This window comes from Mesorhizobium sp. SARCC-RB16n, from assembly GCF_008520305.1.
In the GTDB taxonomy this organism is placed as follows: domain Bacteria; phylum Pseudomonadota; class Alphaproteobacteria; order Rhizobiales; family Rhizobiaceae; genus Mesorhizobium.
In genome coordinates, this window is record NZ_ML703263.1 from 233396 (window position 1) to 258487 (window position 25092).

At 59.2% G+C, this 25092-nt stretch carries 20 protein-coding genes; 5 read left to right on the forward strand and 15 right to left on the reverse strand.

Annotated elements, in window-relative coordinates; all coding sequences use genetic code 11:
- The first annotated feature begins 4 nt into the window (after positions 1-4).
- Positions 5-952: an NAD-dependent epimerase/dehydratase family protein gene (locus tag C7I87_RS09735; RefSeq protein WP_149903992.1), complete on the forward strand. Its 948-nt coding sequence runs from the start codon at positions 5-7 to the stop codon at positions 950-952.
- Between the two features lie 43 nt (positions 953-995).
- Here C7I87_RS09735 and C7I87_RS09740 read toward each other — a convergent pair whose 3' ends face one another.
- The 3 genes from C7I87_RS09740 to C7I87_RS09750 all read right to left on the reverse strand — a co-directional run bounded on the left by C7I87_RS09740 (position 996) and on the right by C7I87_RS09750 (position 4695).
- A complete protein-coding gene (locus C7I87_RS09740; protein ID WP_149903993.1) occupies positions 996-1535 on the reverse strand; it encodes a sugar transferase in 540 nt (179 codons plus the stop codon).
- Positions 1536-1647: 112 nt separating this feature from the next.
- Positions 1648-2580 (reverse strand): glycosyltransferase family 2 protein, encoded by a 933-nt coding sequence (locus C7I87_RS09745; RefSeq protein WP_149903994.1) that lies wholly within the window; start codon positions 2578-2580, stop codon positions 1648-1650.
- A gap of 126 nt (positions 2581-2706) precedes the next feature.
- Entirely contained in the window at positions 2707-4695 is a 1989-nt protein-coding gene (locus C7I87_RS09750) for a UDP-N-acetylglucosamine 4,6-dehydratase (RefSeq protein ID WP_188393790.1), read from the reverse strand.
- Positions 4696-5014: 319 nt separating this feature from the next.
- On the opposite strand from C7I87_RS09750, the gene C7I87_RS09755 reads away from it, so the two are divergent.
- The 3 genes from C7I87_RS09755 to C7I87_RS09765 all read left to right on the forward strand — a co-directional run bounded on the left by C7I87_RS09755 (position 5015) and on the right by C7I87_RS09765 (position 10721).
- Positions 5015-5902: an ABC transporter permease gene (locus C7I87_RS09755; protein WP_246696239.1), complete on the forward strand. Its 888-nt coding sequence runs from the start codon at positions 5015-5017 to the stop codon at positions 5900-5902.
- Positions 5903-5910: 8 nt separating this feature from the next.
- Positions 5911-6651, forward strand: coding sequence for an ABC transporter ATP-binding protein (locus C7I87_RS09760; RefSeq protein WP_149903995.1), 741 nt, complete (start codon positions 5911-5913; stop codon positions 6649-6651).
- Positions 6652-6881: 230 nt separating this feature from the next.
- Positions 6882-10721, forward strand: a complete 3840-nt coding sequence (locus C7I87_RS09765; RefSeq protein WP_149903996.1) for a glycosyltransferase — start codon at positions 6882-6884, stop codon at positions 10719-10721.
- Between the two features lie 70 nt (positions 10722-10791).
- Here the strand turns inward: C7I87_RS09765 and C7I87_RS09770 are convergent, their stop codons facing one another.
- From C7I87_RS09770 to C7I87_RS09815, 10 genes are all read right to left on the reverse strand, one after another.
- On the reverse strand, positions 10792-12351 hold the full coding sequence (locus C7I87_RS09770; protein WP_149903997.1) for a class I SAM-dependent methyltransferase: 1560 nt from the start codon (positions 12349-12351) through the stop codon (positions 10792-10794).
- 274 nt (positions 12352-12625) lie between these two features.
- Positions 12626-13540 carry an NAD-dependent epimerase/dehydratase family protein gene (locus tag C7I87_RS09775; RefSeq protein ID WP_149903998.1) on the reverse strand — a complete coding sequence of 305 codons (915 nt, stop codon included), beginning with the start codon at positions 13538-13540 and terminating at the stop codon, positions 12626-12628.
- Positions 13541-13639: 99 nt separating this feature from the next.
- Positions 13640-14920 (reverse strand): O-methyltransferase, encoded by a 1281-nt coding sequence (locus tag C7I87_RS09780; RefSeq protein WP_149903999.1) that lies wholly within the window; start codon positions 14918-14920, stop codon positions 13640-13642.
- Positions 14921-14924: 4 nt separating this feature from the next.
- Entirely contained in the window at positions 14925-15821 is an 897-nt protein-coding gene (gene rfbD, locus C7I87_RS09785) for a dTDP-4-dehydrorhamnose reductase (protein WP_149904000.1), read from the reverse strand.
- Complete coding sequence (rfbB, locus tag C7I87_RS09790; RefSeq protein ID WP_149904001.1) at positions 15818-16888, reverse strand: dTDP-glucose 4,6-dehydratase; 1071 nt, start codon at positions 16886-16888, stop codon at positions 15818-15820. The genes rfbD and rfbB overlap by 4 nt, the downstream gene beginning before the upstream one ends.
- A 31-nt stretch (positions 16889-16919) precedes the next feature.
- Positions 16920-17474, reverse strand: a complete 555-nt coding sequence (gene rfbC, locus C7I87_RS09795) for a dTDP-4-dehydrorhamnose 3,5-epimerase (protein ID WP_149904002.1) — start codon at positions 17472-17474, stop codon at positions 16920-16922.
- Entirely contained in the window at positions 17475-18356 is an 882-nt protein-coding gene (gene rfbA / locus C7I87_RS09800; protein WP_149904003.1) for a glucose-1-phosphate thymidylyltransferase RfbA, read from the reverse strand.
- Positions 18357-18608: 252 nt separating this feature from the next.
- On the reverse strand, positions 18609-19421 hold the full coding sequence (locus tag C7I87_RS09805) for a class I SAM-dependent methyltransferase (protein WP_149904004.1): 813 nt from the start codon (positions 19419-19421) through the stop codon (positions 18609-18611).
- 107 nt (positions 19422-19528) lie between these two features.
- Complete coding sequence (locus tag C7I87_RS09810) at positions 19529-20554, reverse strand: NAD-dependent epimerase (RefSeq protein ID WP_149904005.1); 1026 nt, start codon at positions 20552-20554, stop codon at positions 19529-19531.
- A gap of 95 nt (positions 20555-20649) precedes the next feature.
- Entirely contained in the window at positions 20650-21240 is a 591-nt protein-coding gene (locus tag C7I87_RS09815; protein WP_149904006.1) for a biotin transporter BioY, read from the reverse strand.
- 115 nt (positions 21241-21355) lie between these two features.
- On the opposite strand from C7I87_RS09815, the gene C7I87_RS09820 reads away from it, so the two are divergent.
- Complete coding sequence (locus C7I87_RS09820; RefSeq protein ID WP_149904007.1) at positions 21356-22264, forward strand: MBL fold metallo-hydrolase; 909 nt, start codon at positions 21356-21358, stop codon at positions 22262-22264.
- Between the two features lie 63 nt (positions 22265-22327).
- Here the strand turns inward: C7I87_RS09820 and C7I87_RS09825 are convergent, their stop codons facing one another.
- Positions 22328-23113, reverse strand: a complete 786-nt coding sequence (locus C7I87_RS09825) for a DUF1499 domain-containing protein (protein ID WP_149904008.1) — start codon at positions 23111-23113, stop codon at positions 22328-22330.
- A gap of 81 nt (positions 23114-23194) precedes the next feature.
- Positions 23195-24823, reverse strand: coding sequence for a fatty-acid--CoA ligase (locus C7I87_RS09830; protein WP_149904009.1), 1629 nt, complete (start codon positions 24821-24823; stop codon positions 23195-23197).
- Between the last annotated feature and the right edge of the window lie 269 nt (positions 24824-25092).

The window sequence follows — 25092 nt, forward strand, 5'->3', positions numbered from 1 at the left end:
GACAATGAAAGTCCTGGTTACCGGCGCGACGGGCTTCATCGGCCGCCAGGTGGTCCATCGGCTTCGTGAGGCCGGTGTCGAACTTCGCCTCGCCTCCCGCCAGCCGGAGAGACTTGATGCGGGGTCAGACGCCGTGCCGATGCCGGAGTTCGATGCACCGGCCGCTGCTTTCCTGGCGCTGACCAGGGATGTTACGGATATCGTCCATTGCGCGGGTCTGAACAATGACCAGGGCAATGCCACCGAAGCCGATTTTCGGGCAGCCAACGCACAATTGAGCGCACGTCTGGCGCATGCCGCCGCCACGCAGGCAAGCGGACGGTTCATCCATCTTTCCTCGATCCGGGCCGTGATCGGCGCGCGTGCCAGCGCAAAGATCGACGAAGACACGCTCCCCGCCCCCCAAGACGCCTACGGGCGCTCGAAACGCGAAGCAGAAATTGCCGTATCGGGCGCCTATGCCTCGCATGGCCGTACCGACGCCGCCATATTGCGGCTGCCTCCGGTCTACGGGATTGGCATGAAAGGAAACCTGGCGACGCTGATGCGGCTCGCCGACACGGCGCTGCCGATGCCGACAGGCGCACTGACGGCAAACCGCTCGCTGCTGTCATCGCAATCCGCGGCACGGGCGGTGTGGCATCTGCTTTGCCATTCGCAGCCGCTTCGTCCGGTCTATACCGCCAGCGACGTGCCGCCGGTTTCCGTCGCTGCCATCATCGGTGCCTTTCGCCACGGTTTCGGGAGACCGACGCGCCTGATGGCAATGCCGGCCGGACCGATGCGGGCGGCGGCCATACTGCTTGGCAAGCGGACGTTCTGGGACAGCCTGACCGCGACACAAATATGCGACCCTTCGCTCCTTGCCTCGGAAGGCTGGGCGCCGGAAACCAACACGCTGGAGCGGCTGACCGAGATAGCGCGGCTCCGAAAGCTCCGGCTTCCTGTTTGACCCTAGTTCAAAGACTGGTTTCTGCTTCTGGGGCCCGGCGTGCTCAGCCGCGGTAGAGTGTCCCAAACAGGATCCGAAGGTCGAGCCAGAACGACGCGGTCCTGAGATAGGTGGCATCGGTTTCGGCTAGAAGTTGAGGTTTCGACATGTCGATGCCCCTGATCTGCGCCAAGCCTGTCATTCCGGGGAGAGCCTGCAAAACCCCCAGCCGCCTGCGGCATTCGATCAGTTCCGTCTGGGTCGGCAGGCAGGGGCGCGGCCCGACCAGGCTCATTTCGCCGCGCAGGACATTCCAGAGCTGCGGCAACTCGTCGAGCTTGAATTTCCGCAAGCTCTTTCCGACCGATGTAACGGCGCTCGCGGGGGTTTCGTGCGAGGGCAAGGATGGCGTTCCCTGGTACATCGTCCTTAATTTGTGGCAGCGAAAAAGCGCACCTTCGCGGCCAATTCGCGTTTGGGAAAAAATCACCGGACCAGGCGACGATGCGCGGACGGCAAGAATGGCAAGCAATAGAACGGGAGAGGTTGCCACCAGCAGAACAGCCGCACCGGCGAGATCGAAGATTTTCTTGGCTGTCGTCATGAGTGGCCGATAGGGCTCCCTGCCAGGGCTTCGCGCGACAACTGCGAGCGAAGCCCGTCATCCGGTCGACGTAACATGAGGTCGCCTCCTGACCAAGCACACCACGCGGTGTTCAGATGCGGCCCAGGATAAAGGCGAGATAGAGCCCAAGGGTCCCTGCAAGGGTCTGTCGATAGACGCCGCTTTTGCGCAGCGCGCCCAGGCGTTGGAAAAGGCCACCTCGCCGACCGTTCGCGAACAAATCGAGGCATGCCAACGCATCCTTCGTCAGGAGATCGCGATTGACGGCGAGACCGGCAAGGTTGAGATCGGTCCAGTCTGCAAACTGCCCCTTGAACAGGCGACCGAGCCGGGAGATCCGTGCCTGCCACGATGCATTGGCGCCGACCAGATTTGCCGCATGCTGGCGATAGCGTACCAATGACCGCGAATCGTAGCGGACGACGCCGCCGGCGCCAGTGACAATCAGATAGGCCCACCAATCGTGGCTGACGAAGCCGGTCCGGACGGAGGCCCTGGCCAACAGATCGCGTGCAGCGTGGTTGAGCAGGATGGTGTTGCCGCCGGCAATGCTCTGCACGAGCGCATTGCGGAACGACGGCGGACGGCTAAACAGCGGCGAATGGCCGACCAGGCTTCCGGTTTCGGTCATGGTCGCGGTGCGCGAGCAGAACATCAGCGGGACCGCCGCGTCAAATGCCTGCATCCAGCCAAGGGCGCTTTCAAGCCTGTCGGGCTCCCAGACATCGTCCTGATCGCTGAAGGCGTAAAAATCCGCGTCGATGCGCGGGTCGAGGATCATCGACCGGAAATTGGCGGCAAAGCCTTGCCGCGGCCCCTCCACCAAATTGACCCGACCTTTTGCCCAGCGGGACTTCCAGGCTTCGATGATGGCAACCGTGCCATCGACGGAACCATCGTCGGATATCCAAAGGTCGATCACAGGATGGGACTGCGCGAGCAGCGACTGCATTTGCTCATCGATGAAGGCGGCGCCGTCCTTCGTGGCCATCAGGACCGCAATGCGCAGATCTGTCTTACCCACTGATGTCAAACGCCTTGCCGCGCGAGGTTTTCCGAGCCACGAACACACACTTTTCCTGGATTGCTCATCTCTTGTTTTCACGCAATTCCGGACGGAAAACCGCTGTGCACTTTTCCTGGAATTGCTTTAGCTCGCCTGCCCGGCCGTCTTTGGCACCGCGTCGTGCCGCGCGTTCGCCCTTGTCTTCGTCGCGCGGTCGAGATCGGCCAGGATGGTGAGCGAGGCTGCCTTGTCCTGGCTCTTCATGGATTGCTGCAGCGCTGCAAGTGCTGCCTGGACATCCGACCACTGCGCGACATCGGTGCTGAGGCCAAAAATCTTGGCAATGCTGAGCTCGACCAATTCCTCGTCTTCGCCGTGCAGGGTCTCGTGGAGCTTTTCACCCGGCCGGATACCCGTGAAGCGGATTGGAATGTCCGTATAGGGGCTCTTTCCCGCCATACGGATCATCGTTTCGGCTACTTCGACGATCGGCACGGGCTTGCCCATGTCGAGCATGTAGACGGCGTAGTCCTGGTCGGCCGGCCGCGACGCGGCATCGGCCGCCGACATGATGACGAGATCGACGGCCTCGGCGACAGTCATGAAATAGCGCGTCATGCGCCGGTCGGTTATGGTGACCGGCCCACCGGCCTCGATCTGGGCCTGGAATATGGTCGCCACCGAGCCATTGCTGCCGAAGACATTGCCGAAGCGCACAGCGATGAACTTGGTGGCGGAGCGGCGCCCACCCGGTTCGCCGGCCGGTGTTCCATGCAAGGCGCTGACGATCTGTTCGGCTGCCCGCTTGGTCATGCCGAGCACGGATGTCGGATCGACGGCCTTGTCGCTCGAGACCATGACGAATTGCGCCACGCCGCATTTGGCGGCGACCTCGGCGCAGACAAGCGTGCCGAAGACGTTGGTCTGGATGGCCGATTCCCAGTTCTCCTCCAGCAGCGGAACATGCTTCAACGCCGCGGCATGGAAGATGATGTCGGGTTTGAACTCCGTGACGACGCGCGTCATCTGGCGCCTGTCGGCGACATCGACGATGCGGACCTTGAGGCGGTCATGGTCCTTGTCGTCGACATACTGGCTCAACTGGAAGATGCCGAATTCGGAATTGTCGGCGACCAGCACGGCCTCGGCCCCCAGCTCCAGCGACCGCTTGACCAGCGTTCGCCCGATGGAGCCGGCGCCTCCCGTGACCAGTACGCGCTTGCCGCCGACGAAGGCGCCGATGCGCTCGATGTCGGAAGGCACCGTCGGCCGCCGCAGGATCGTTTCCATCTCGACGGCATCGAGAACGAGCTTTCCCTCCTGGCCCAGTTGCGAAAGCCCCGAGAACTGCACGACCCCGATGTCGCCGTGACGCGCGATGCGGACCAGCTCGGAATATTCCTCGATCTCATGCTCGGCGCCGCTGCCGAAGATCAGCAGGTCGAGGCTCTTGCTGCCGGTCGCATAATCCTCCAGGACATCGATCAGCCGCGGCCGGGTCGCTACCACGGGAACCCCGTGAATGCGCGTGCCGAGCGGTGCGCCGCGCTCGGTCGCCATGATGCCGGCGATGGAATGGTCGGCGGGCTGCGCCGTGCGCGTGAAACGAATGATCAGGTCGGCCTCGCCGAGCCGCCCGACGAACAGGGCCTGCTTGGTCCGCGCCGTGTCGGCCTTGCCGTTCAAAATACCCCAGCTCGCGCCGTCACGCAGGAAGCGGTAGAACAGCCGGGGCGCCGAGATGATGGTGAAGGAGACGAGCAGGAAGACGATGAACTGGCGCTCGTTGAGGCCCGCGACAGGCTGGAAGGAGCGCAAGACCAGCGAAACGGCGTAGAGCACGAGTGTCAGGATCGCGCAGCTCTTCAGGATGTTGAAGAAATCGGGCGTCGAGGCAAAGCGCCAGACCGTGGTGTAGAGGCCGCAATATCTGAACAGAAGATGGCTGATGAAAACGATGCTTGCCCAGGTGACAAGGCCCTCCGTGGAGAGCGCCCCGAACGAAAGATCCGACCGCGACAGGACAAGGCTGAGCGCGACGGCGACCAGGACCATGACCACGTCCTGGACCATGATGAAGGCGCGCCGCATCCCGGGCCTGAGTCCGAACACAGCTTCCAGGGAAGTATTCATTAGGCAGTACTAAACTCCGGGCTGTCGGCGAGACCACCAGCAAAGTGTGAGCACGAGAATCATTCGTGACTGTCACACTTCCAAGTAGCATCTCCGGCCCCCGCCTGCTGTATCGCATACTGCGGGCTGCGAGGCATAGCCAGATGTTTTTTTGGGGGAGAGCGAGTGGTCAACGGAAAGCACGAAGCCCAGTCGCGCAAAATTGCTGCGAACCCGGCATTAGACATTGCTTACAGACGACCGCACGTCATCAGCACGTGTCCAGTTTTGCCGCAGTTGACTCTTCTCCAGACCTCATTACGACGCAATGCGTTGCCATATGCCCATCGAAATGACTATTAGAGGAGGGCTTGGTGGTTCGCTATGGCCAGCGAAGGATAATGCGCCAAAACAACAGATTGCGACACTCCCAGCTATGATTGCGGCACTAAACGGCGCTTTTGACGACATTTCAAAAGCCATGAAATTACACCGGGTCTGGGTCGCGCTTGCCCATGAGGATATTGGTGATCAGCACAGGCGCACGACGCTCGGGCCGCTTTGGCTTCTGGTCAACTACGTTGCCTTTGTGGGAACGTTCGTCTTCGTGTTCCAGCCCGCAGGCAAGGGTGCGGCTGGTTATGCCGCCTATGTCGCGATCGGCCTTCTGGTGTGGTTCTACCTGATGGAAGTGATGTCCATGAGCGTGGCGCTCTTCCAACGCGAAGAGAGCTTCATCGAAGGTACGACGCTGCCTTTGTTTGTGTATGTGATGCGATTGGCTTTGCAGTCCATCATCAGGGCGGGCTATGCGATCGTAGGTTGCGTTGTCATTCTCATATTCAGCGGCTCCCCTGTCGGCATGCCATGGCTGTGGTCACTGGCAGGATTATTCCTGATCTTGTTCGCCACTCCCCCTCTCATCACTGTCTTCGCGTTTCTTGGAGCCTTCTTCCCTGACAGCCAGTTCATCGTTGGCAACCTGCTACGCGTCGGCATGTTCTTCACGCCCGTCTTTTGGATGAACAAGGGCCAAGACCCTGTCCAGAAATATGCCTACGAATGGAACCCCTTCACTTACTTCCTGGAAATTGTCCGTCTGCCGATCACAAACGGAGAATTTCCAGCCCATGCTTTCACTGTAACCATCATGGCATCCTTGGTTACCTGGGCGATAGCATTGCTGCTGCTCGGCCGATATCGCAAACAAGTCGTCTTCCTGATCTGAGTTTTTCCATGGTTTCTATCAAGCTGGACAATGTCAGCCTTGTTTACAAGCTGCACGACAAGCTGACCCTGTCCGCGCCGGACCGGCGCGTGGGTGGGCCTGGCGGTAGAATCGAGGGCTCGGGCAGAAAACAGTTCGTGCAGGCGCTCGATGGTGTCAGCTTCGAACTCAGGGCGGGCGACCGGTTAGGCCTTGTCGGCCCGAACGGAGCGGGCAAAACCACGCTTCTCAAGGTGCTCTATGGAATCTACGAACCCTCTGGGGGAAGCGTAGCGATCGAAGGCAAGGTCGATGCTCTCTTCAACATCAACATAGGCTTTCGACGGGAGGCTACCGGGCGCCGGAATATCGTGCTGCGCGGGTTGATCAGCGGATGGACGGAAACCGAGATCGAAGAGAAGATGGAAGACATTATCGCCTTCAGTGAGCTCGGAGATTTCATCGACCTGCCGTTCAAGGCCTACAGCCAGGGTATGGCCGCAAGACTGGCCTTTTCGGCGGCGACCGCGCTTGATCCCGAGATTCTCTTGATGGATGAGTGGATCGGCGCCGGCGACGCCTCTTTCCAGGAGAAGGCCAAAAGGCGCATGGACGAACTGGCGGAAAAGGCCGGCATCATCGTATTGGCCAGCCACAGCGAGGCACTCATACAAAGTGTGTGTACGAAGAAACTGACGCTCAAGAGCGGTCGGATAGAATCGCTGACGACGGAGCCGGTCAAGCGTGCCGGAAAGGTAGCTAAGCTTTAGATTTCCCAGTATCTTCCGGAAAATGACGCGGCAAAAACGATCTTATTGACGCGCGCCATTCCGCCTTGGCCGATGCACAGAATCCTTTACAAGATTTTCGCGTTCCGGGGCGGATGAGAAGATATTCGGCTAGCATAGGCAGTCTAAAGAACATATCGAATGGACGATGCGCCGGGTGCCGTTTGGGGAAGGCATTGTTGGAGCAGCGTTCGATGATGCGGAGATAGTTCATGGTCCCCTTGGCCCCACCGAAGCGTGTTTGCATCCTCGTTTTGGGCATGCACCGCTCTGGGACGAGTGCAATCACGCGCGTATTGAGTCTTTTGGGAGCCGCCCTACCTCACCACCTGATCAACGCTACGCCGACTAATGAGGCGGGTCACTGGGAGCCTGCGCGGCTGGTGCAGATCAATGACAGCATGCTGACGGAGTTCTCGAGTCGTTGGGATGATTGGCGCGCCCTCGACCCTGCAACTCTAGACGCAGCGAAGCTCGAGCATTACAAAAGCGCTATCAAAGAAGCGATTGCAGCCGAGTTCGGAGATGCGTCGCTATTCGTGATCAAGGATCCGCGAATCTGCCGATTCGCACCATTTTATGAATCGATCCTGGCCGAGATGGGTGTGGCCACCCGATTTGTGCTCATTCATCGTAATCCCCTCTCGGTGCTGGCATCTCTCGATCGCCGCGATCAGATCTGCGCGAATTATGGGGCGCTGGTTTGGCTGCGGCACGTATTGGACGCCGAAACTTCGACGCGCAGCAAGGACCGGGTGTTGGTCAGCTACGAGCAACTGATGGATGACTGGTCGTCGGTGGTAAACGAGATCGCGACCGCACTCGGCATCAACTGGCCCGTTGGCGATCACGCCTCAGAATTGATCGATCAGCACTTGCGCCGGAGTCTTCAGCATCACGCCGCTTTGCCCGCAGATTTCATCCCCAAGTCGCTTGTCGGCGGTGCGGTCAGGGAGACCTATCAGTCGCTCCTTGCTCTCCCCCATCCAGAGTCGGTCGAGTCGGCGCTTGTAGTGCTTGATCGCGCCAAAGCGGCACTGGATGCTGGCGCACCTGTGTTCGCCGATGCACTTTTCGAGGAGATGGCAGTACGCCAGCAGCGCGAGACGCTCAACCGCGAGCATTTGGAGCGGCTTGCGGCAAAACGCCAAGACGAGATGGAAGCGTTGGCCAGAAAAATCGAGGGTAACGACGCCCGTATTGCTTCGCTCGAGGAATTGTGCCGCCAATCGGACCTGAACCGGGCCGCCGTAATGGCAACACGTGAAGCTGGACTTTTGAGGGAACTTCAAGAACTCAGAGGCACGGTGACCGAACTTGAAACCCGAATCAACCAGGAGCGCGAATTTCTCCAGCGGCTAACAGCTGACAACGACAAGGTGAACGCGCAGATCACGAGGGAGAACGTCGAGCTTCAAGATCAGGTCAGGGCGTTATCGCAGGCACGTGATATAGCCCGCTTCGAAGAGCAACAGGTACGTGACATCCTCCAAGCTATTTACGTTAGCACATCATGGCGCATGACCCGTCCAATACGCGCGCTTAAGAAGAAAACCGCTGAGTTCCGCTCAGTGGCAACCGGCGCGCTTCATCTCATCCGAGAAAGACGATTGACTCCCGCGACTATCGCGAGGGGCGTCAGGCGACTGCCGAGGTTGATCAGCGAAGGTAAGCTCTCCAACCCGACCAGCTTCTCCGAACTGACCGAGACGCTCGAGGCCCAGTCTGTTTCCCGTATCCAGAGTGCGTTCGACCGGGAATTCTACCTTCGAAACAACCCCGACATTGCAGCGTCAGGCGTAGATGCGCTCTCGCATTTTCTTGCCCATGGTTGGAAAGAGCACCGCGATCCTTCAGCCGACTTCTCAGTCTCATATTACCTTCAACGCTATCCCGATATAGCGCGGGCAGGGATCAATCCGTTCATCCATTACGTCTTGCATGGCCAAGCGGAAAAGCGGACGGCTCTGTCCTACAAACGGCGCTTGGGGCGAAGCGGAATTCGACCTAAGGTCACAGCCATAATTCCCAACTACAACCATGCTCGTTTTCTTGAGCAGCGGTTGGAATCGATACTCTCACAGACTTACGAAAACATAGACATCTTCATTCTCGACGACTGTTCACAGGACAAAAGTCGCGAAATCATCCAGCGATACTGCGACCTCTACCCCGGTCGCGTGCGATCGCTTTTCAATGTGCAGAATTCTGGCAACGTCTTTCGCCAATGGCGCAAGGGCATCGAACAAAGCGAAGGCGACATCATTTGGATCTGCGAAAGCGATGACTTCTGTGAACCCGACTTTGTCGAGCGTTTGATTCCACATCTTCGTGATCGCAGCGTTAACTTGGCCTTCGGTCGCATTCAGTTCTGCGATCAAAACGGAAGGCCGCGGGCCGGCCTTGATCAGTACCGCGAGGGTGCCGAGGCTGGCATCTGGAATGAGTCGATGGTCCGGCCGGCATCCGAGTGGTTTACCCACGGGTTCGGCGTCAATAATTTGATAGCCAATGTTGGCGGATGCCTCTGGCGTCGTCAGATCTTGCCGGCCGCAGTCTGGGCGGAAGCAGAGTCATTCTCGGTGCTCGGCGACTGGTTTCTGTACTGTCATTTGGCCGGCGGTGGGAACGTCGCCTATGAACCTAACTCAGTAGCGTATTTTCGACAGCACGGGCGGAACACCTCGGTCAGTGCATTTAAGAGCGCACACTACTATACAGAGCATCATCGACTGATGCTGCTACTCCGCAAGACATGGGATGTGCCCGACGAGACCGTCGAGCGCTTCGTGTCAAAGGTGGAGTTTCAATACAAGCACTTCGAACTTGAGCAAAAGCTCGGCCCATTGAGCTTGCATGTCGACAGGCACGCGCTCCTGAAGGTCAAGCGCCAGCGCCCACACATCATGTTGGCATTTCTAGGCTTTCATACCGGTGGCGGGGAGCTATTCCCAATCAATCTCGCGAATGAATTGCACGCCCAAGGCCATCTTGTTTCCATGCTCGCGCTGGACATGAGCAACATCAATCAGCACATGATGGAGTCACTCAATCCCGCCATCGCAGTTTATGATGCGGATCAGGTAGTGGAGGCCGGTGCAGATCGCTTCGTGGCAGAGGCAGGAGTTTCGCTGATCCACTCACATATGGCGCTTCTCGAAATATTCTTCTTTGAGCATATGAAATTTACGGCCAGCATTCCTTACGTCGTGAGCCTGCATGGATCATATGAGAGCGCGGATCTGAGCGTCGACTTTCTGAAACGCTTCGCCAAGGACGTGACGCATTGGGTGTACACGGCGGATCGTAACCTGGAGCCCTTCAGAGCGGTGTCCATTCCTGAAACCAAGCTGACTAAACTTGGCAACGGCATGCCTCGTGACGACATGCCTTTTCCGCAGACTCGCAGGGAAATGGGGATAGCCGACGATGCCGTCGTATTTACCCTCGTAGCGAGGGGAATACTGCGTAAAGGCTGGAGGGCGTCGATTTCTGCTTTCATCAAACTTCGGGACCGTCATCCCGAGCGGCAGCTACACCTGCTACTGTGCGGCGATGGCGAGCAAGCCGCCAATCACCAACGCACCTACGGCTCCGAACCAGGTATCACCTTTCTCGGCTACCAGTCGAGAATTCCTGGACTTTATCGGATCAGTGATGTGGCTCTCGTCCCAAGCCGCTTCGGAGGCGAGTCGTTCCCTCTGTGCATAATCCAGGCCATGCAGACCGGCACTCCGGTCATATCCACGCGGGTGGGAGAGATAGAACACATGGTGGCTCCTCATGGACATCCTCCATGCGGCCTCATCATAGATCCAGTGCGCGATACCGACCATTTCATCCAATTGTTGGAAACAGCGATGGAAGACATGATGTCGGATACCTTGCGCCAGAAGTACGCAAAAAGCGCAAAAAAACTTGGCGAACGCTATAGCATATCAAGCGTCGCTGAGGATTACATGCGCATCTACAACGACTCTATACGCTCACTGGATCTCAACTCTAACGAAGCTGAAGACGGTCTCCAATCCGAGCGGACAGCGTATCGATAGTATTTGATCCAGAGAACCTGCGGGACGAAACATAGCCGAGCTAAACTAGACTGTTAGACAGCCGCGTCCATCATTCTTTCAACCTGACTAGTGCAGCACCTCGATATAAGGTGATGAAGTCGATTGTTGGGAAGAGCGACCGCTGGAAAGCGTCTGGCTCTTCGGCCAAATTCAAAACTCGTTGCCCAACAACGAGCCGGGCAAGCCTTTGAAGGTAGGCCGCCGCGGACTCCGTTGCCCCTCCATGGTAATTGGGAACGTATTTGCCATAACTCGTGTCTAAGTCCTCGATTATGTAAAAGCCGCCGGGCGTGACGCTGCCGATTAGCTTCTGAAACGTCAATATCTGGTGGGTCCAGACGTGGGAACCGTCATCGACAATGACATCGAACGGCCCTTTGGCTCCGAGCAAATCGAGATCCTGAACCTTTGACTGATCGAGAATTTCAATTTGTATCCTGTCTTGCTCATGTGCTTTGGCGCGAGGGTCAATATCGACACCGACGATCTTGCCATTGCGAAAGTAGTCCTTCCATGTCCGCACAGAGCCGCCGTTAAGGACGCCGATTTCGAGCAGCTTGATCGGCTTATCACGCATCGGGCCGAGGAACCGGTCATAGAAATTGAGGAAATTGTTTTGGTTTGAACCCTTGTCGGTGCCGTAGCGATTGCCAATCGTATCGAGCGTTTCGTGCATAAATTGGCTCCTCCTGAAACTATCGAGATACTCCTCTATCCGAAGATCCGACGGATCGAAAGGCCTCCAATTCCGGTCATCGTTGAAATTATCAAGATCGAGAAAGGTGGCAAGAGACATCCCATTAGTAAATTCTGATATACGAGCGTTAGCGTCGATATGGATATTGTTGAAATGACTACGATACTCTGGCGATCGGAAGAACCGCGCCCTGTCATAGTTCGGGAATGGCACATCGCGAAAGCGGGTAAGCAAGTGTTGTTTATCTTCGACACCATCCGTGACTGATAACATATAGGTTTCTGGCCTGGACAGGCTGTCATTGATGCGCTCGGCCGGTTTCGACATCTCATTCCAGAGCATCGGAAAACCGATAGCGACGCAAAAGTCCTGACCGAGAGATCCATCTGACCAAAGTTTCGAGTTGTACGGACGCACCTTTACGCGTTCGGCACCGAGGGCGTTCACGAAGGGCCTCAGTATTTCATAGAACTCCAGCTGGTATTGAGCGGCTTCAATGGGGCCAACGAGGTAATCCTTGACGCTCTCGGCATATACACTTTCGAGGAGGTGATCGAAACGTCGCAAATAAAACAGTGCCGTCACCTCGTCGGCCATCGCCCACAAGCCATCAAAGAACGACGGCGCGCTTATCCGCGATAATTCCTCTCCAGAGATCAGTAGCGTCTCGCAATTGGAATCCAGAGTGAAGACCCGACCGAAGTTCGCCTCAAACGATTTGGTGGCGTCATAGTCGACTGCGACGATGCTGTGCTGGGGGCCGAACATCCGATCCTCGGGATCGCGGTAATCCGGATAGTGGATCGAATGAGCCGTCAGAACATCTCGATTAGAAGCGAGGGTGGCTTGAAGATAAGAGCTTCCGGTCTTGTGAATTCCACAATGCAGGATGATTGTCTTGTAGCGCGGCATTTGGCGATCACCACCTTATGACATCCACTCGTCTGAACTCGCCCTATTCAGGTCAAGCCATCGACGCAGTCAACATCAAAAACCTATAAGGCTGCCATGGACAGCAGCCTAAACAAGCCCGCTGTCAAGCCTTGATGACCTAAACTTGGATCGGTCAGCGGCGATGAAATTCGCGCATTTCCTAGGTCGAAACATGCCCACACAGCTTTAATGGCATGGGCGGTTGATCATCCTGTTCAGTCTCATAGCCTGCAAGGCGACATTGTAGGGCTCTTCATCTCGCCAGTGTTACAGCCTTTCGAATTCCAACATCGAACGGAGTAGTCGGTTTCCAACCGAGCATCTTTCCTGCGAAGGAAATGTCCAGACTGGCGATATCCACATCTGTGCTTCTAGCGCCAACATATTCACGCTCGAAGACGTGACCGGTCAAACCTTCGATCGCCTGCACTATATCTAACACGGAACGTGTCTCGCCACTTCCGATATTTATGATTGCGCGAGGCGCACCAGGAAGCGACAGAGCCGCCTCTACAGCGTCGATCACATCGTCGATATAGAGATAGTCACGCATAGCTTTGCCATCGCCAAATATGCGGATGGGCAGGCCCTTGCGCCAGTGGTCCAACAGCATAGGGATAAGACCTTGACCTTTGCGGAAGATCTGCCCCGGTCCGTAGGGATTCGCCAATCTCAAGATCACATAGTCCAAGCCGTCGACGTGGCTGTACATCTGGATGTATTTTTCCACGATGAGCTTCGTCAGGCCATGCGAGTTGATCGGGTTAGGCATTGAGGTTTCCGGCGTCGGAACCGACGCGTCCGGTCCATAGATTGTCCCCCCAGATGACAGGAATATATAGCGCTTCACTCCCGCCCGCAGGCACGTATGTAGGAATTTGACATGTGGAACTACGTTTTCCTCGATATCTGCAATGGTGTGGTCGTTCCTCATCCCGGGGCTTGATGTGGAAATGAGTTGCACGACTGTCTCGACTCCTTCCAAGGAAGACGCCATGGCTATCGGCTGTCGAAAGTCGCCCTCGACGAACTCGGCACGCTGTCCCAATGAACCCAAGAACTCGGGATCAAATCTCCTGGAGACGGCACGGACAGGCACACCGTTCTGAGCCAGCCGCCTTAGCAGGTGCCGACCAATGAAGCCGTTTGAGCCGTAAATTCCAATCATACCAATTCGACCTAATATGTATCATCGACGCCAAGCATACCGTGCGCGACAGGACGGCTTTAAGCGAGAAGCACCGCTGATGGAAAGGAACAACTCAGCCTATTTCCCTGAGCTTAGCCACCATTCCAGCACCCGAGCCGGACTTAAATTCCGCAGCACCCACCTAAGATTCATCGAAAGCGTTCGAAGCGGTGCGGTGATCCGCCAACTCGTTGAGTCTTTGAATTCTTGAACTAAGACTTCATGTTCTGTCAGTTTCGACTCAAGGGCATTTTTCACCGTGTGCGCTAGGGACAGTTCTCCTTGCAAGACTTTGATCTCCGCGATTTTCTCGATGGCTTCGGCCTTCTTCTGAGCGATAGCCAGTTCATCGGCTCGCATCTGTTCGCGCGCTACTGCTATCTTATGGGAAAGCGCCTCTATATGGGCCGCCTGATGTTTTATCAGTTCTCGATTGGTCCCAATTTCCTCTTCCATAGTCGTTGCGCGCAGCGACCAAACGCTCTCTGTTTCATCGGCTGGCCTGCTCACTGTGCCGTCCAAGGGCATGATGCTTCCTTCGACGAGCGCAGTCAGGCCCGCCATACGGCGCGCGCCCAACACATTTTCCTGAATTGGCCGCTTAGCGACGATGCAAAGCGAGTTCAAGAATTCGACGGAATGAACCGAAGCGAGAGAAGCTTCATCGAATGTAACTTTGTGCCTGTCCGCAAAGGTGGTCAGGACATCGACTCGAAGACGATTCAGCCCCCAATGCTCGTGGTTGATCACATCAAGCAGGCGTTTAAAGAACGACATCGAGGAAAGCGGATCGTAGAGACCGCCCCCGAACCTCTGCCAGTAACTGCAATGCAAATCCTCCGCTATATACAGTCCACCATCGGTGGAATGCGGGAAATAGCGAGCGAAAGAACGCACTATATCGGACGACAAATGTGATCCGTCATCGATTATGATATCGAACTTCGGCGACCTGGCAAGGATGTCCCGTTCCACCTCATCGGTATTGGCATCACCTATAACGATCGAAATTTTCTCATCGTCGAACACCAGATTTGCGCAGGCCGGATTCACATCGCAGCCAATGATAAGTTCCGCGTTGGGAAAATATTTTCGCCAGATTTCCAGAGAGCCGCCGTTCTGGATACCAATTTCCAAAATCCGAACAGGCTTGTCTCGGTATTCCGAAAGAATACGGTCGTATGTGCTGAGATAGATCGACCACTTGTCCGATACTTTGCCGCTATGAGCCGTGTATAGATCAAGAAGAGATCCGGATTGTTCTTGAAACCGCGCGGCCTTCCGCGCCTTCGGTGCAATCTTGCCAACGGCGAACCGCGTCGCACCCCGGATGCTTTGCAATGGAGGGCGCTTGTTCATGCGATCAGTGTCTGTCCTTCTCAAACAGCCGCCGCACCACGGCTTCCGTCGACTCCCGCCAGTCCGCCGCCGTCCATCCAAATGCCGCCGCGAATTTCGCGCTCGATAGCCGGGAGTTGGCGGGGCGGCGCGCCTTGGTTGGGTAGTCCATCGTAGCAATGTCCCGTACCCGCGCCCAAGGCCCACCAGACTTCAGGCTTGTGTCGAGGATATGACGGGCAAAGCCGCTCCAGTTGGTCTCGCCGGTGCCGGCCAGGTGATAGGTGCCGAACGCGGCGAAGCCTTTGTCGCGGTGCAGCATGGCGGCCGCATGCAGGATCGCGCCGGCGATATCAAGCGCCGATGTGGGATTTCCCCACTGATCGGCGACCACGGAAATCTCGTCGCGGCCGGCGGCGAGCCGCAGCATGGTTTTCACGAAATTCCTGCCGAACGGGCTGTAGACCCAGGCGGTGCGCAGGATCAGATGGCGCGGGTTGGCTGCCGCTATCGCCTGCTCGCCGGCGAGCTTGGAGGCACCGTAGACGCCGAGCGGTGCAGGCGTGTCGGTTTCGACATAGGCATCGGCCTTGGTTCCGTCGAAGACATAGTCGGTCGAAAGATGGATGAGCGGCACGCCGAGCCGCGCCGCGGCCTCGGCCACCTTGCCCGCACCGGTCGCGTTGACCGCGAAGGCCAGATCGGGCTCGTCCTCGGCCTGATCGACGGCGGTATAGGCGGCGGCCGACACGACGATATCAGGCTTTGCAAGCGCGATGGCGTCGATGACGGTGTCGGGTCTTGCCAGGTCGAGCTCCGGGCGACCGATGGCGACGACCTCCACGCCCGCGCGCGCCTTGCCGGCCTCCAGCAGGCTCGCCGCGACCTGGCCGTCGTCGCGTCCGGTGACGAGGAGCCTCACGCGCCCACCTTGCGTGCTTCGCCCAGCCTTTCGCCGGCATAACGCTGTTCGCGGATCGGCCCCCACCACCATTTGTTGTCGAGGAACCAGACCACCGTCCTGGCAAGGCCGCTGTCGAAATTCTCCCTGGGCGTCCAGCCGAGCTCGCGGCTTATCTTGGAAGCATCGATGGCGTAGCGGCGGTCGTGGCCGGGACGGTCGGTGACGAAGGAGATCAGCTCGCGATAGCGCCTGCCGCCGGCGCGCGGACGCCTGGTGTCGAGCAGGTCGCAGATCGTCTCGACGACGGCGAGGTTGGTGCGTTCCGAATTGCCGCCGACATTGTAGCTCTCGCCCGGATGGCCTTTCGTGGCGACCAGTTCCAGGGCACGCGCGTGATCCTCGACGAACAGCCAGTCGCGCACATTGGCGCCGGCGCCGTAGACCGGCAGCGGCTTTTCGTCGAGCGCGTTGAGAATGACGAGCGGGATCAGCTTCTCGGGGAAATGATAGGGGCCGTAATTGTTCGAACAGTTGGAAAGCACGACCGGCAGGCCGTAGGTCTCATGCCAGGCGCGCACCAGATGGTCCGAGGCCGCCTTCGAGGCGGAATAGGGCGAGGACGGCGCATAGGGTGTTTCCTCGACGAACATGCCGCCGTCGAAAGGCAGGTCGCCGAACACCTCGTCGGTGGAGACGTGATGGAAGCGGAAGCGGCCTTTCCTGTCGTCGGACAGGCCGCGCCAGTATTCGAGCGCGGCATTGAGCATCTTGTAGGTGCCGACGATGTTGGTTTCGATGAACGCGCCCGGCCCATCGATCGAGCGGTCGACATGGCTCTCGGCGGCGAGGTTCATGACAATGTCGATATCGTCGCGGCGCAGTATGTCGAGCACCGCCCTCTCGTCACAGATATCGGCATGGGCGAAGCTGTAATTGTGGACATTCTCGATCGGCCGCAGCGAGGCCAGATTGCCCGCATAGGTCAGCTTGTCGAGATTGGTCACCCTGTAGGCCGGATTGGCGCACAGATGCCGGCAAACCGCCGAACCGATGAAGCCGGCACCGCCCGTCACCAGAAAATTCATCCCGCCGTCCTTATGCAAAAACACGCTCCCATCAGGCGAACACCTCGGCCGCGGCCAGCATCGGCGCCTTGAGGTCCTTGTCCGAAAGCTGGAACCCGCCGGCCAGCGACGGCCATTCTATGCCGATGGCGGGATCGTCGAAACGGATCGACCGATCATGCTCGGGCGAATAGGTGTCGGTCACCTTGTACAGCACCTCGGTGTCGGGCACGAGCGTGACGAAGCCGTGCGCGAAGCCCTTTGGCACCAGGATCTGGTTGCCTTTTTCGGCCGACACTTCGAGGCCGACCCATTTGCCGAAGGTTTTCGAGGCGCGGCGGATATCGACCGCGATGTCGAAGATGCTGCCACGGATAACGCGCAGCAGCTTGTCCTGGGCGCGCGGCGCAAGCTGGTAGTGAAGCCCGCGCAGGACGCCCGCGGCGGCGGAATAGGAGTGGTTGTCCTGCACGAAAGTCAGGTCGATGCCGGCCTGCGAAAAGCGCTCGGCATTGTAGGTTTCCATGAAGAAACCGCGTGCGTCGCCATGGCGTTTGGGAACGATTTCCAGCACCCCGTCGATGCCCAGGGATCTCACCTCCAGCATCTAGCCCTCCGAAAGATCGACGACACGCCGGCGCAGATAGGCGGCGTATTCGTTCTTTCCCAGGCGGGTCGCGCGCTCCAGCACCATGTCCGCCGTCAGCCAGCCCTGTTCGAAGGCGATTTCCTCCGGGCAGGCGACCTTGATGCCCTGGCGATGTTCGATCGCGCGCACGAAGGAAGAGGCTTCGTGCAGGCTGTCATGCGTACCGGTGTCGAGCCAGGCATAGCCGCGTCCCAGCCGGTGGACATGGAGTTGGCCGCGCTCGAGATAGACATTGTTGACCGCCGTGATCTCGATCTCGCCACGCGCCGACGGGCGGATGGTCGGGGCGATGTCGACGACGTCGTTGTCGTAGAAATAGAGACCGGTGACGGCCCAGTTGGACTTCGGCTTTTGTGGCTTTTCCTCGATCGTCAGCGCGGTTCCGGTCACCTTGTCGAAAGACACCACGCCATAGCGTTCGGGATCCTCGACATGGTAGGCGAACACCGAAGCACCCCTCTGGCGCGACGCCGCGGCACGGCAAAGCTGCGACAGCCCGTCGCCAAAATAGATGTTGTCGCCCAGGATCATCGACACGCTGTCCTTGCCGATGAAATCGCGGCCGATGATGAAGGCTTCCGCGAGGCCATTGGGCTGCGGCTGCTCGGCGTAAGACAGTGCCAGCCCGAAATCCGATCCGTCTCCGAGTAAATTGCGGAAGGCCGGCAGATCACGCGGCGTCGAAATGATCAGAATCTCTCGTATTCCCGCGAGCATCAACACGCTCAGCGGATAATAGATCATCGGCTTGTCGTAAATGGGAAGAATTTGCTTAGAGACTGCTAATGTTAGTGGATAAAGACGCGTTCCACTGCCTCCAGCAAGGATAATTCCTTTCAAGAAGCTCTCCTCGACATGCCAAAGCCCCCCGGCCCTGAGTGCCTGTGCTTAGGTTTCATGCATTGGCTTGTCAATGCGGCACACGACAAACGCATTGGCCATGTTGAATACCGTCCATCGACGAGCGCCTCCCGCTTCGGCCGAACCGGCCCGATCCCATCTTGGCAAGGCCGAGGCCCCATTCACCGATCGCATTTTCGGCCGCGTTGAGGACGGGGCCGCCGCCATTGCGTAGTGCAGACGTATCAACATTTAGGCCACAGCCATGATCACATGCGCCTGAATTTTGGCGGCAACTTCGCCATTGCCATGTCTGTCGGCAATGGCGGATGCCGCGTAGTCGGTTGCAGCGTCCAGTTTTCCAGCCCCCCTGGCTTCGATTTCGCTGCGAAGAACGGTGCCTTGACAATAAGCGACGGCCGGAAGGCGTGGTGAAGATGCGCGGCTTTGTTCGGCTCTCGTCTCGATGACGACATCGGAGAAACCCGCGTCCTCCAGGTCGCAACGGATCAGCGCCTTGTCGTGGTAGCCGTGCGGCGTGCGTGCCAGGAAGCGCGGCGGATCGTCGGGAAAAATCCGCGCGAGGGCATTGGTCACGTCATCGGCGAATACATTGTCCTCGATGCGATCCCATACGTTGAACAAGAACCGTCCTCCCGGCTTCAGGACCCGCCTGGCTTCGCGGTAGGCGGAGGTGCGGTTTGGAAAGAACATCGCCCCGAACTGACAACAGACGAGATCGAAGGCCGCATCTTCGAACGGTAGCGCCATCGCATCCGCCTGGCGCCATTCGATGCGGCTGTCGGGTGTCTGCCGCGAAGCGGCGTAGTCGAGCATCGGCTGGTTGAGGTCGGTCACGACATAGCTTGCGTCCGGGGACAGTCTTGGCGCCAATGCGCGGGTGACGACCCCGGTGCCAGCGGCGACTTCCAGGACCGCGCCCGGCGACAGGGCCGCGGCTCGTCGCGCGATATCGGCGGCGAACGGCTCGAAAATCAAAGGCACCATGTAGCGGTCGTAGTTTTCCGGAATGGAGCCCGCGAACAGCTTGTCCGTTTCCAACATGGCAGTCCCCACCGTCTGATAACTTGGGAGACTAGCACATATTTTTGTTCCTGGTCTTTTTCGACCGAGAGCCGGCCTCTACGCAGCCAAGGGCGCGTTCATCACGCTTAACGCCGCCCGAAATAACCCTGGTACCACTCGACGAACCGCCCTACCCCCTCCGTGACGGAGGTGCGGGGGCGGTAGCCGACCGCCGCTTGCAGCGCCGAAGTGTCGGCGAAGGTGTCGGGCACGTCGCCGGCCTGCAGCGGTAGGAGCTGGATTACCGCCTTGCGGCCGAGCGCGCTTTCCAGCGCCTCGACATAGGCGGTCAGCTTCACCGGGTTGTTGTTGCCGATGTTGAAGATGCGCCAGGGCGCGCTGCTGGTCGCCGGATCCGGATGGCTGGAATCCCAGGCCGGGTTGGCCGCGGCGGGGCTGGCGCTGGCGCGGATCACGCCCTCGGCTATATCCTCGACATAGGTGAAGTCGCGCGTGTGGTTGCCGTTGTTGAACAGCTTGATCGGCTCGCCGGCCAGGATGCTCCTGGTGAACAGGAACAGCGCCATATCAGGGCGACCCCAGGGACCGTACACGGTGAAGAAACGCAGCCCCGTCGTCGGCAGGCCGAACAGATGGCTGTAGCTGTGCGCCATCAGTTCGTTGGCGCGCTTGGTGGCGGCGTAGAACTGCAGGGGATGGTCGGCCGGGCGATGCTCGGAAAACGGCATGTCGGTGTTGGCGCCATAGACACTGGAAGTGCTGGCATAGGTCAGGTGCCCGACACGGCTGCTGCGGCAGGCCTCGAGTATGTTGGTGAAAGCAACGATGTTGCTCTCGACATAGGTGCGCGGGTTTTCCAGGCTGTATCGCACACCTGCCTGGGCGGCGAGATGGATCACCCGGTCGAAGGCATGGTCGGCAAAGCAGCCATCGACGACGCTATGGTCGGCGAGATTGCCGTGGATGAAATGATAGCCGGCATTGGTGCCGCGGCTCGCCTCGGCCAGCAGCCGCAGCCGCGCCTGCTTGATCTGCGGATCGTAGTAGTCGTTGATGCTGTCGATGCCGACAACCTCGTCACCGCGCTCCAGGAGCCGCCTGGCGACATGGTAGCCTATGAAGCCGGCAGCGCCGGTGACCAGAACCTTCATCAGAAACGCCCGTCCGTGACACGCCTGGAGAACAGGTCCGAGATCATCGCAAGCCAAGCTCCGGCCCGGAGCGATCCGGGCCGAATGCTCTCAAATCAGGAGCGCTTCAGCAATGACCAGACGGCCGGCACGAGGCAGGCCGCGAGTGCTACCTTGATCAGGTCGCCGACGATGAACGGCACGACGCCGAACTGCCAGGATTTTTCCGGACCGATGAGCAGCGCCAGCCAGGCAAAACCCATCGCCATCATGATGACTTCGGCAACCAGCATGGCGTTGAAAAGCTTGATCGGATGACGGTCCCAGCCGCGGTCGGCGGCCCAGCCGACAATCGCCGCCATGACCACGAAGCCGGCGAGATAGCCGCCGGTCGAGCCGAGCATGTAGGCGATGCCGATGCCTTTTTCGGGCGTGCCCTGAAAGACCGGGAAGCCCATCGCGCCTTCCGCCATGTAGAGCAGCAGGGTGGCGACGCCGAGCCGCATGCCGAAGGCAGCGGCGATCAGGAAGACGGCGAGCGTCTGCATCGAGATGTCGACAGGCCCGAGCACCACCCTGGTCTTGGCCGAAAGGGTCAACAGCAGTGTCCCGGCAATCGCCAGGAAAAACTGCGTCGCCAGTCGCGCCGCGCCGTCCTGCGGCAAGGCCAGGAAAACAAGCGGGCGCGTTGTCGTTGCGGTTGTCATGGTCTTCCCCAATTCAATCTTGCCGCGAACCAACAATCGCGGTCTTGCGTTTTCCTATATTGGCTTGCGTGCTATGCGGCAATCGGTTTTGCCGTTCTTGGAACAATGTGCCGACATGGCTCTCAAATTCGACACCAGCTTCGACCCCGCTTATGGCCAAGGCGTAAGCGTGGCCCCCGACGTGCAACGAGTCACGGCTCCAAACCCCAGTCCCTTCACCTTTCATGGCACCAACAGCTATGTCGTGGGGCGCGACACGCTGGCGGTGATCGATCCCGGGCCGGATGACGAGGTGCATCTCCGGACCTTGCTCGACGTGATCGCCGGACGGCCGGTCAGCCACATTTTCGTCAGCCACACGCATCGCGACCATTCTCCGCTGGCGGCCCGGTTGAAGGAGCGCACCGGAGCCCAAGTGCTGGCGGAGGGACCGCACCGGCCGGCGAGGCCCTTGCATATCGGCGAAACCAACACGCTCGATGCCAGCGCCGACACCGCTTTCGTTCCCGATATTGCGTTGCCGGACGGCGAACTGGTCAACGGCGACGGCTGGGCGATCCGGGCAGTCCTGACGCCCGGCCACACCGCCAATCACGCGGCATTCGCGCTGGAAGGCACCGGCATCCTGTTTTCAGCCGATCACGTCATGGGTTGGGCAACCTCCATCGTCGCACCGCCCGACGGGGCAATGGCCGATTACATGGCATCGCTGGACCGGCTGATCGAGCGCGGCGATCGCCTGCTGCTGCCTGGCCATGGTGGACCGGTGGCCGCGCCGCGCAATTTCATGCGCGGGCTGAAGACTCATCGCAAGATGCGCGAACGGGCCATACTGGAGCGGATAAGGGCCGGCGACAGGACCATTCCCGACATGGTCAGCGCGATCTACAGGGATACCGATCCCCGGCTGCACGGCGCCGCCGGCCTGTCGGTGCTTGCCCATCTTGAAGACCTGGTGGCGCGCGGCGTGGTGGCGACGGTCGCCGCTCCCGCCATCGACGGCATTTTCACACCAGGCCGATAGGCCTGCCCACCACCCACGCGTTGACCCTGCCGTCGTCGCGAGCGTGAATTTGCCTGGAAATGGCTACTCGGCCGGCGCCGCGCCGACCTGACCGGCGACTTCCTGATCCAGTTCCGCCAGGAAATCGGTGATGCGCGCGGCATTGTCGCCCAGGTCATGGCGGCCGTAACGCGAGGCCGACCGCATGTCGACGATGACCGTGTCGCCGTCATCCGTCACGCGAATGGCGACGTCCGCAGGAAGGCCAAGAACGAAGCTCGAGGCAACGGCGGTAATGGTCACCTCGCTCTGTCCGGCGAGTTCGGGATAAGGCTCGGAAAGGTCCCAGCCGCGCCGGTCGAGCACGGTTTCAACGGCATTGACGACGGTCTCGAATGGCAGGTCGTAGCTGCGTGCGGTGACCAATGGATAGTTGTCGGTCTGCAACGCCTGCTCACCCGGCGTCGGCGGGGACAGCACGTTCATGTCCTTGGTCCGGTCACCTACGTCGAGCGCGGGCGGTTCGTCGAAATCGGTCGAGATGTCGCGCAGCGGCGGATAGATCGTCGCCCAGTAGGCGGCAACGCCGTAGGGGGTGAGCACCAGCAGTGCCAGCAAGGCGCCGACGGTGAGATCACGGCCGCCACGGTCACCAAAATTCCACAGCCTCGCAAAGGCCAGACCGGCAAACAACAGCGCCAGCGCCGCCAGCAGGGCGACAATGCCCAGCACCCACAGGAACACCGGCGTTTGGACGAGGCCGAAGCGATGGCCGACAAAGTTCGTCAGCAAAAGCACCGCCGAAAAGGCGGCCATGCGCCGCGACCAGCCGGCAGCCTTCGACGTTTGCCGTTCGGGAATGCTAACCATTATTCTCTGCGCTGCCCCAACCCGGACGGAGGTTTAGTGCCTTTTTGCGGCGGCTTGAAGCCGAAAACACGCAACATCCCCTCAATCCGTCGGCAAGCGATAGTCCCTGAACTGCTGACGCAAGGTGATCTTCTGGATCTTGCCGGTGGCGGTGTGCGGAATCTCGCCGACGAAAGCAACGTCGTCCGGCATCCACCATTTGGCCACCTTGCCATCCATGAAGTCGAGAATCTCGGCCTTGGTCGGTTCCTTTCCCGGCTTGGCGACGACGACCAGCAACGGCCGCTCGCCCCATTTCGAATGCTGGACGCCGATGGCCGCCGCTTCCGCAACGTCGGGATGGCCGACGGCCAGATTCTCCAGGTCGATGGTCGAAATCCATTCGCCGCCGGACTTGATGACGTCCTTGGCACGGTCTGTAATCTGCATGTAGCCGCCGGCATCGATATGAGCGACGTCCCCGGTATCGAACCAGCCCTCCTCATCGAACTGCTCCGCGCCCACACCGCCATAATAGGCGCGGGCGACCGCCGGGCCGCGTACCTTGAGCCGGCCAAACGTCTTGCCGTCCCAAGGCTGCGCGTTGTCGTCGTCGTCGGTCACCTTCATTTCGACGCCGAAGGGCGGGTAACCCTGCTTGCTCTGGACGTCGAGCCTAGCCTCTCCCTCAAGACCGGCATAATCCGGCTTCAAGGTGCACAGCGTACCGAGCGGCGACATTTCGGTCATGCCCCACGCGTGGATGACCTGGACACCGTAATTGTCCTGGAATTTCGTCATGATCGCGCGCGGGCACGACGAGCCGCCGATCACGACCTTGTTGAGATGGGGGAGTGTCTTGCCGGTCTCCTCCAGATGTTGGAGCAACATCATCCACACGGTCGGCACGGCGGCGCTGAATGTCACCTTCTCCTGATCGAGCAACTCATAGATCGAGGCGCCGTCCATCTTGCAGCCAGGCATGACCAGCTTGGCACCGATCATCGGGCCGCTCTGGCCAAGGCCCCAGGCATTGGCGTGGAACATCGGCACCACCGGCAGGATCGTGTCGCGCGCCGACAGACCCATGGCGTCGGGCATGGCCGCGATCATCGCGTGAAGCACGTTCGAGCGATGGCTGTAGACGACGCCCTTCGGGTCACCTGTCGTGCCGGACGTATAGCACATGCCGGCGGCAGTGCCTTCATCAAAGGTCTTCCAGGCGAAGTCGCCATCGACCTCGTCAAGCCAGTCCTCGTAGGCAATAACACCGGGCAGGGTCGTCTGCGGCATGTGCGCCTTGTCGGTGAGCACGATCACCTTCGTCAGCGATTTGACGGCACCCGCGATCTTCTCGAGCAACGGGATGAAGGTGAGGTCGACGAAGACGGCCTTGTCCTCGGCGTGGTTCATGATCCAGACAATCTGTTCGGGAAACAGGCGCGGATTGAGGGTGTGGTAGATGGCACCGATGCCCATGATGCCATACCAGGCCTCGATGTGGCGGGCGGTGTTCCAGGCCAGCGTCGCGATGCGGTCACCCAAGGCAAAACCGTCGCGTTCCAAGCGCTGGGCGACCTTGAGGGAACGACGATGGATGTCGGCGTAGGTGGTGCGCACGATCGGTCCCTCGATCGAACGCGACACGATCTCGCGCACTCCATGTTGCCTTTCAGCGTTGTCGATCAGCTTGTGGCATAGAAGCGGCCATTCCTGCATCAGTCCAAGCATTCCGTTCCTCCCAGACGCTTTTCGCCCCGAGCTTTTCGCTTCGTACTTTTGATCGCATTGTGAAGCGAACCGGCGAATTGTCCAGCCACTCAGGAGCGCGGCGGACGAAAGTCGGAGTTCGACCTGTGTTTGGCAAACGATTGAATCCGGACGCTTTTTGATTTCGTTTGGCTGGTCATACTGCCGTTCGAATGGCAGGGGCTTCAAATACGTTACATCGGCGCAAACTCTCGTGATCGGACCGACCGCAAAAAGCGCCACAATCCGGC

Excerpts from the sequence above, each read along its gene's own strand:
- C7I87_RS09735 (WP_149903992.1), top strand. The coding sequence starts at position 5 with ATGAAAGTCCTGGTTACCGGCGCGACGGGCTTCATCGGCCGCCAGGTG.
- C7I87_RS09740 (WP_149903993.1), bottom strand. The coding sequence starts at position 1,535 with ATGACGACAGCCAAGAAAATCTTCGATCTCGCCGGTGCGGCTGTTCTG.
- C7I87_RS09750 (WP_188393790.1), bottom strand. The coding sequence starts at position 4,695 with ATGAATACTTCCCTGGAAGCTGTGTTCGGACTCAGGCCCGGGATGCGG.
- C7I87_RS09755 (WP_246696239.1), top strand. The coding sequence starts at position 5,015 with ATGCCCATCGAAATGACTATTAGAGGAGGGCTTGGTGGTTCGCTATGG.
- C7I87_RS09760 (WP_149903995.1), top strand. The coding sequence starts at position 5,911 with ATGGTTTCTATCAAGCTGGACAATGTCAGCCTTGTTTACAAGCTGCAC.
- C7I87_RS09765 (WP_149903996.1), top strand. The coding sequence starts at position 6,882 with ATGGTCCCCTTGGCCCCACCGAAGCGTGTTTGCATCCTCGTTTTGGGC.
- C7I87_RS09770 (WP_149903997.1), bottom strand. The coding sequence starts at position 12,351 with ATGCCGCGCTACAAGACAATCATCCTGCATTGTGGAATTCACAAGACC.
- C7I87_RS09775 (WP_149903998.1), bottom strand. The coding sequence starts at position 13,540 with ATGATTGGAATTTACGGCTCAAACGGCTTCATTGGTCGGCACCTGCTA.
- C7I87_RS09780 (WP_149903999.1), bottom strand. The coding sequence starts at position 14,920 with ATGAACAAGCGCCCTCCATTGCAAAGCATCCGGGGTGCGACGCGGTTC.
- rfbB (WP_149904001.1), bottom strand. The coding sequence starts at position 16,888 with ATGAATTTTCTGGTGACGGGCGGTGCCGGCTTCATCGGTTCGGCGGTT.
- rfbC (WP_149904002.1), bottom strand. The coding sequence starts at position 17,474 with ATGCTGGAGGTGAGATCCCTGGGCATCGACGGGGTGCTGGAAATCGTT.
- C7I87_RS09805 (WP_149904004.1), bottom strand. The coding sequence starts at position 19,421 with ATGTTGGAAACGGACAAGCTGTTCGCGGGCTCCATTCCGGAAAACTAC.
- C7I87_RS09810 (WP_149904005.1), bottom strand. The coding sequence starts at position 20,554 with ATGAAGGTTCTGGTCACCGGCGCTGCCGGCTTCATAGGCTACCATGTC.
- C7I87_RS09815 (WP_149904006.1), bottom strand. The coding sequence starts at position 21,240 with ATGACAACCGCAACGACAACGCGCCCGCTTGTTTTCCTGGCCTTGCCG.
- C7I87_RS09820 (WP_149904007.1), top strand. The coding sequence starts at position 21,356 with ATGGCTCTCAAATTCGACACCAGCTTCGACCCCGCTTATGGCCAAGGC.
- C7I87_RS09825 (WP_149904008.1), bottom strand. The coding sequence starts at position 23,113 with ATGGTTAGCATTCCCGAACGGCAAACGTCGAAGGCTGCCGGCTGGTCG.
- C7I87_RS09830 (WP_149904009.1), bottom strand. The coding sequence starts at position 24,823 with ATGCTTGGACTGATGCAGGAATGGCCGCTTCTATGCCACAAGCTGATC.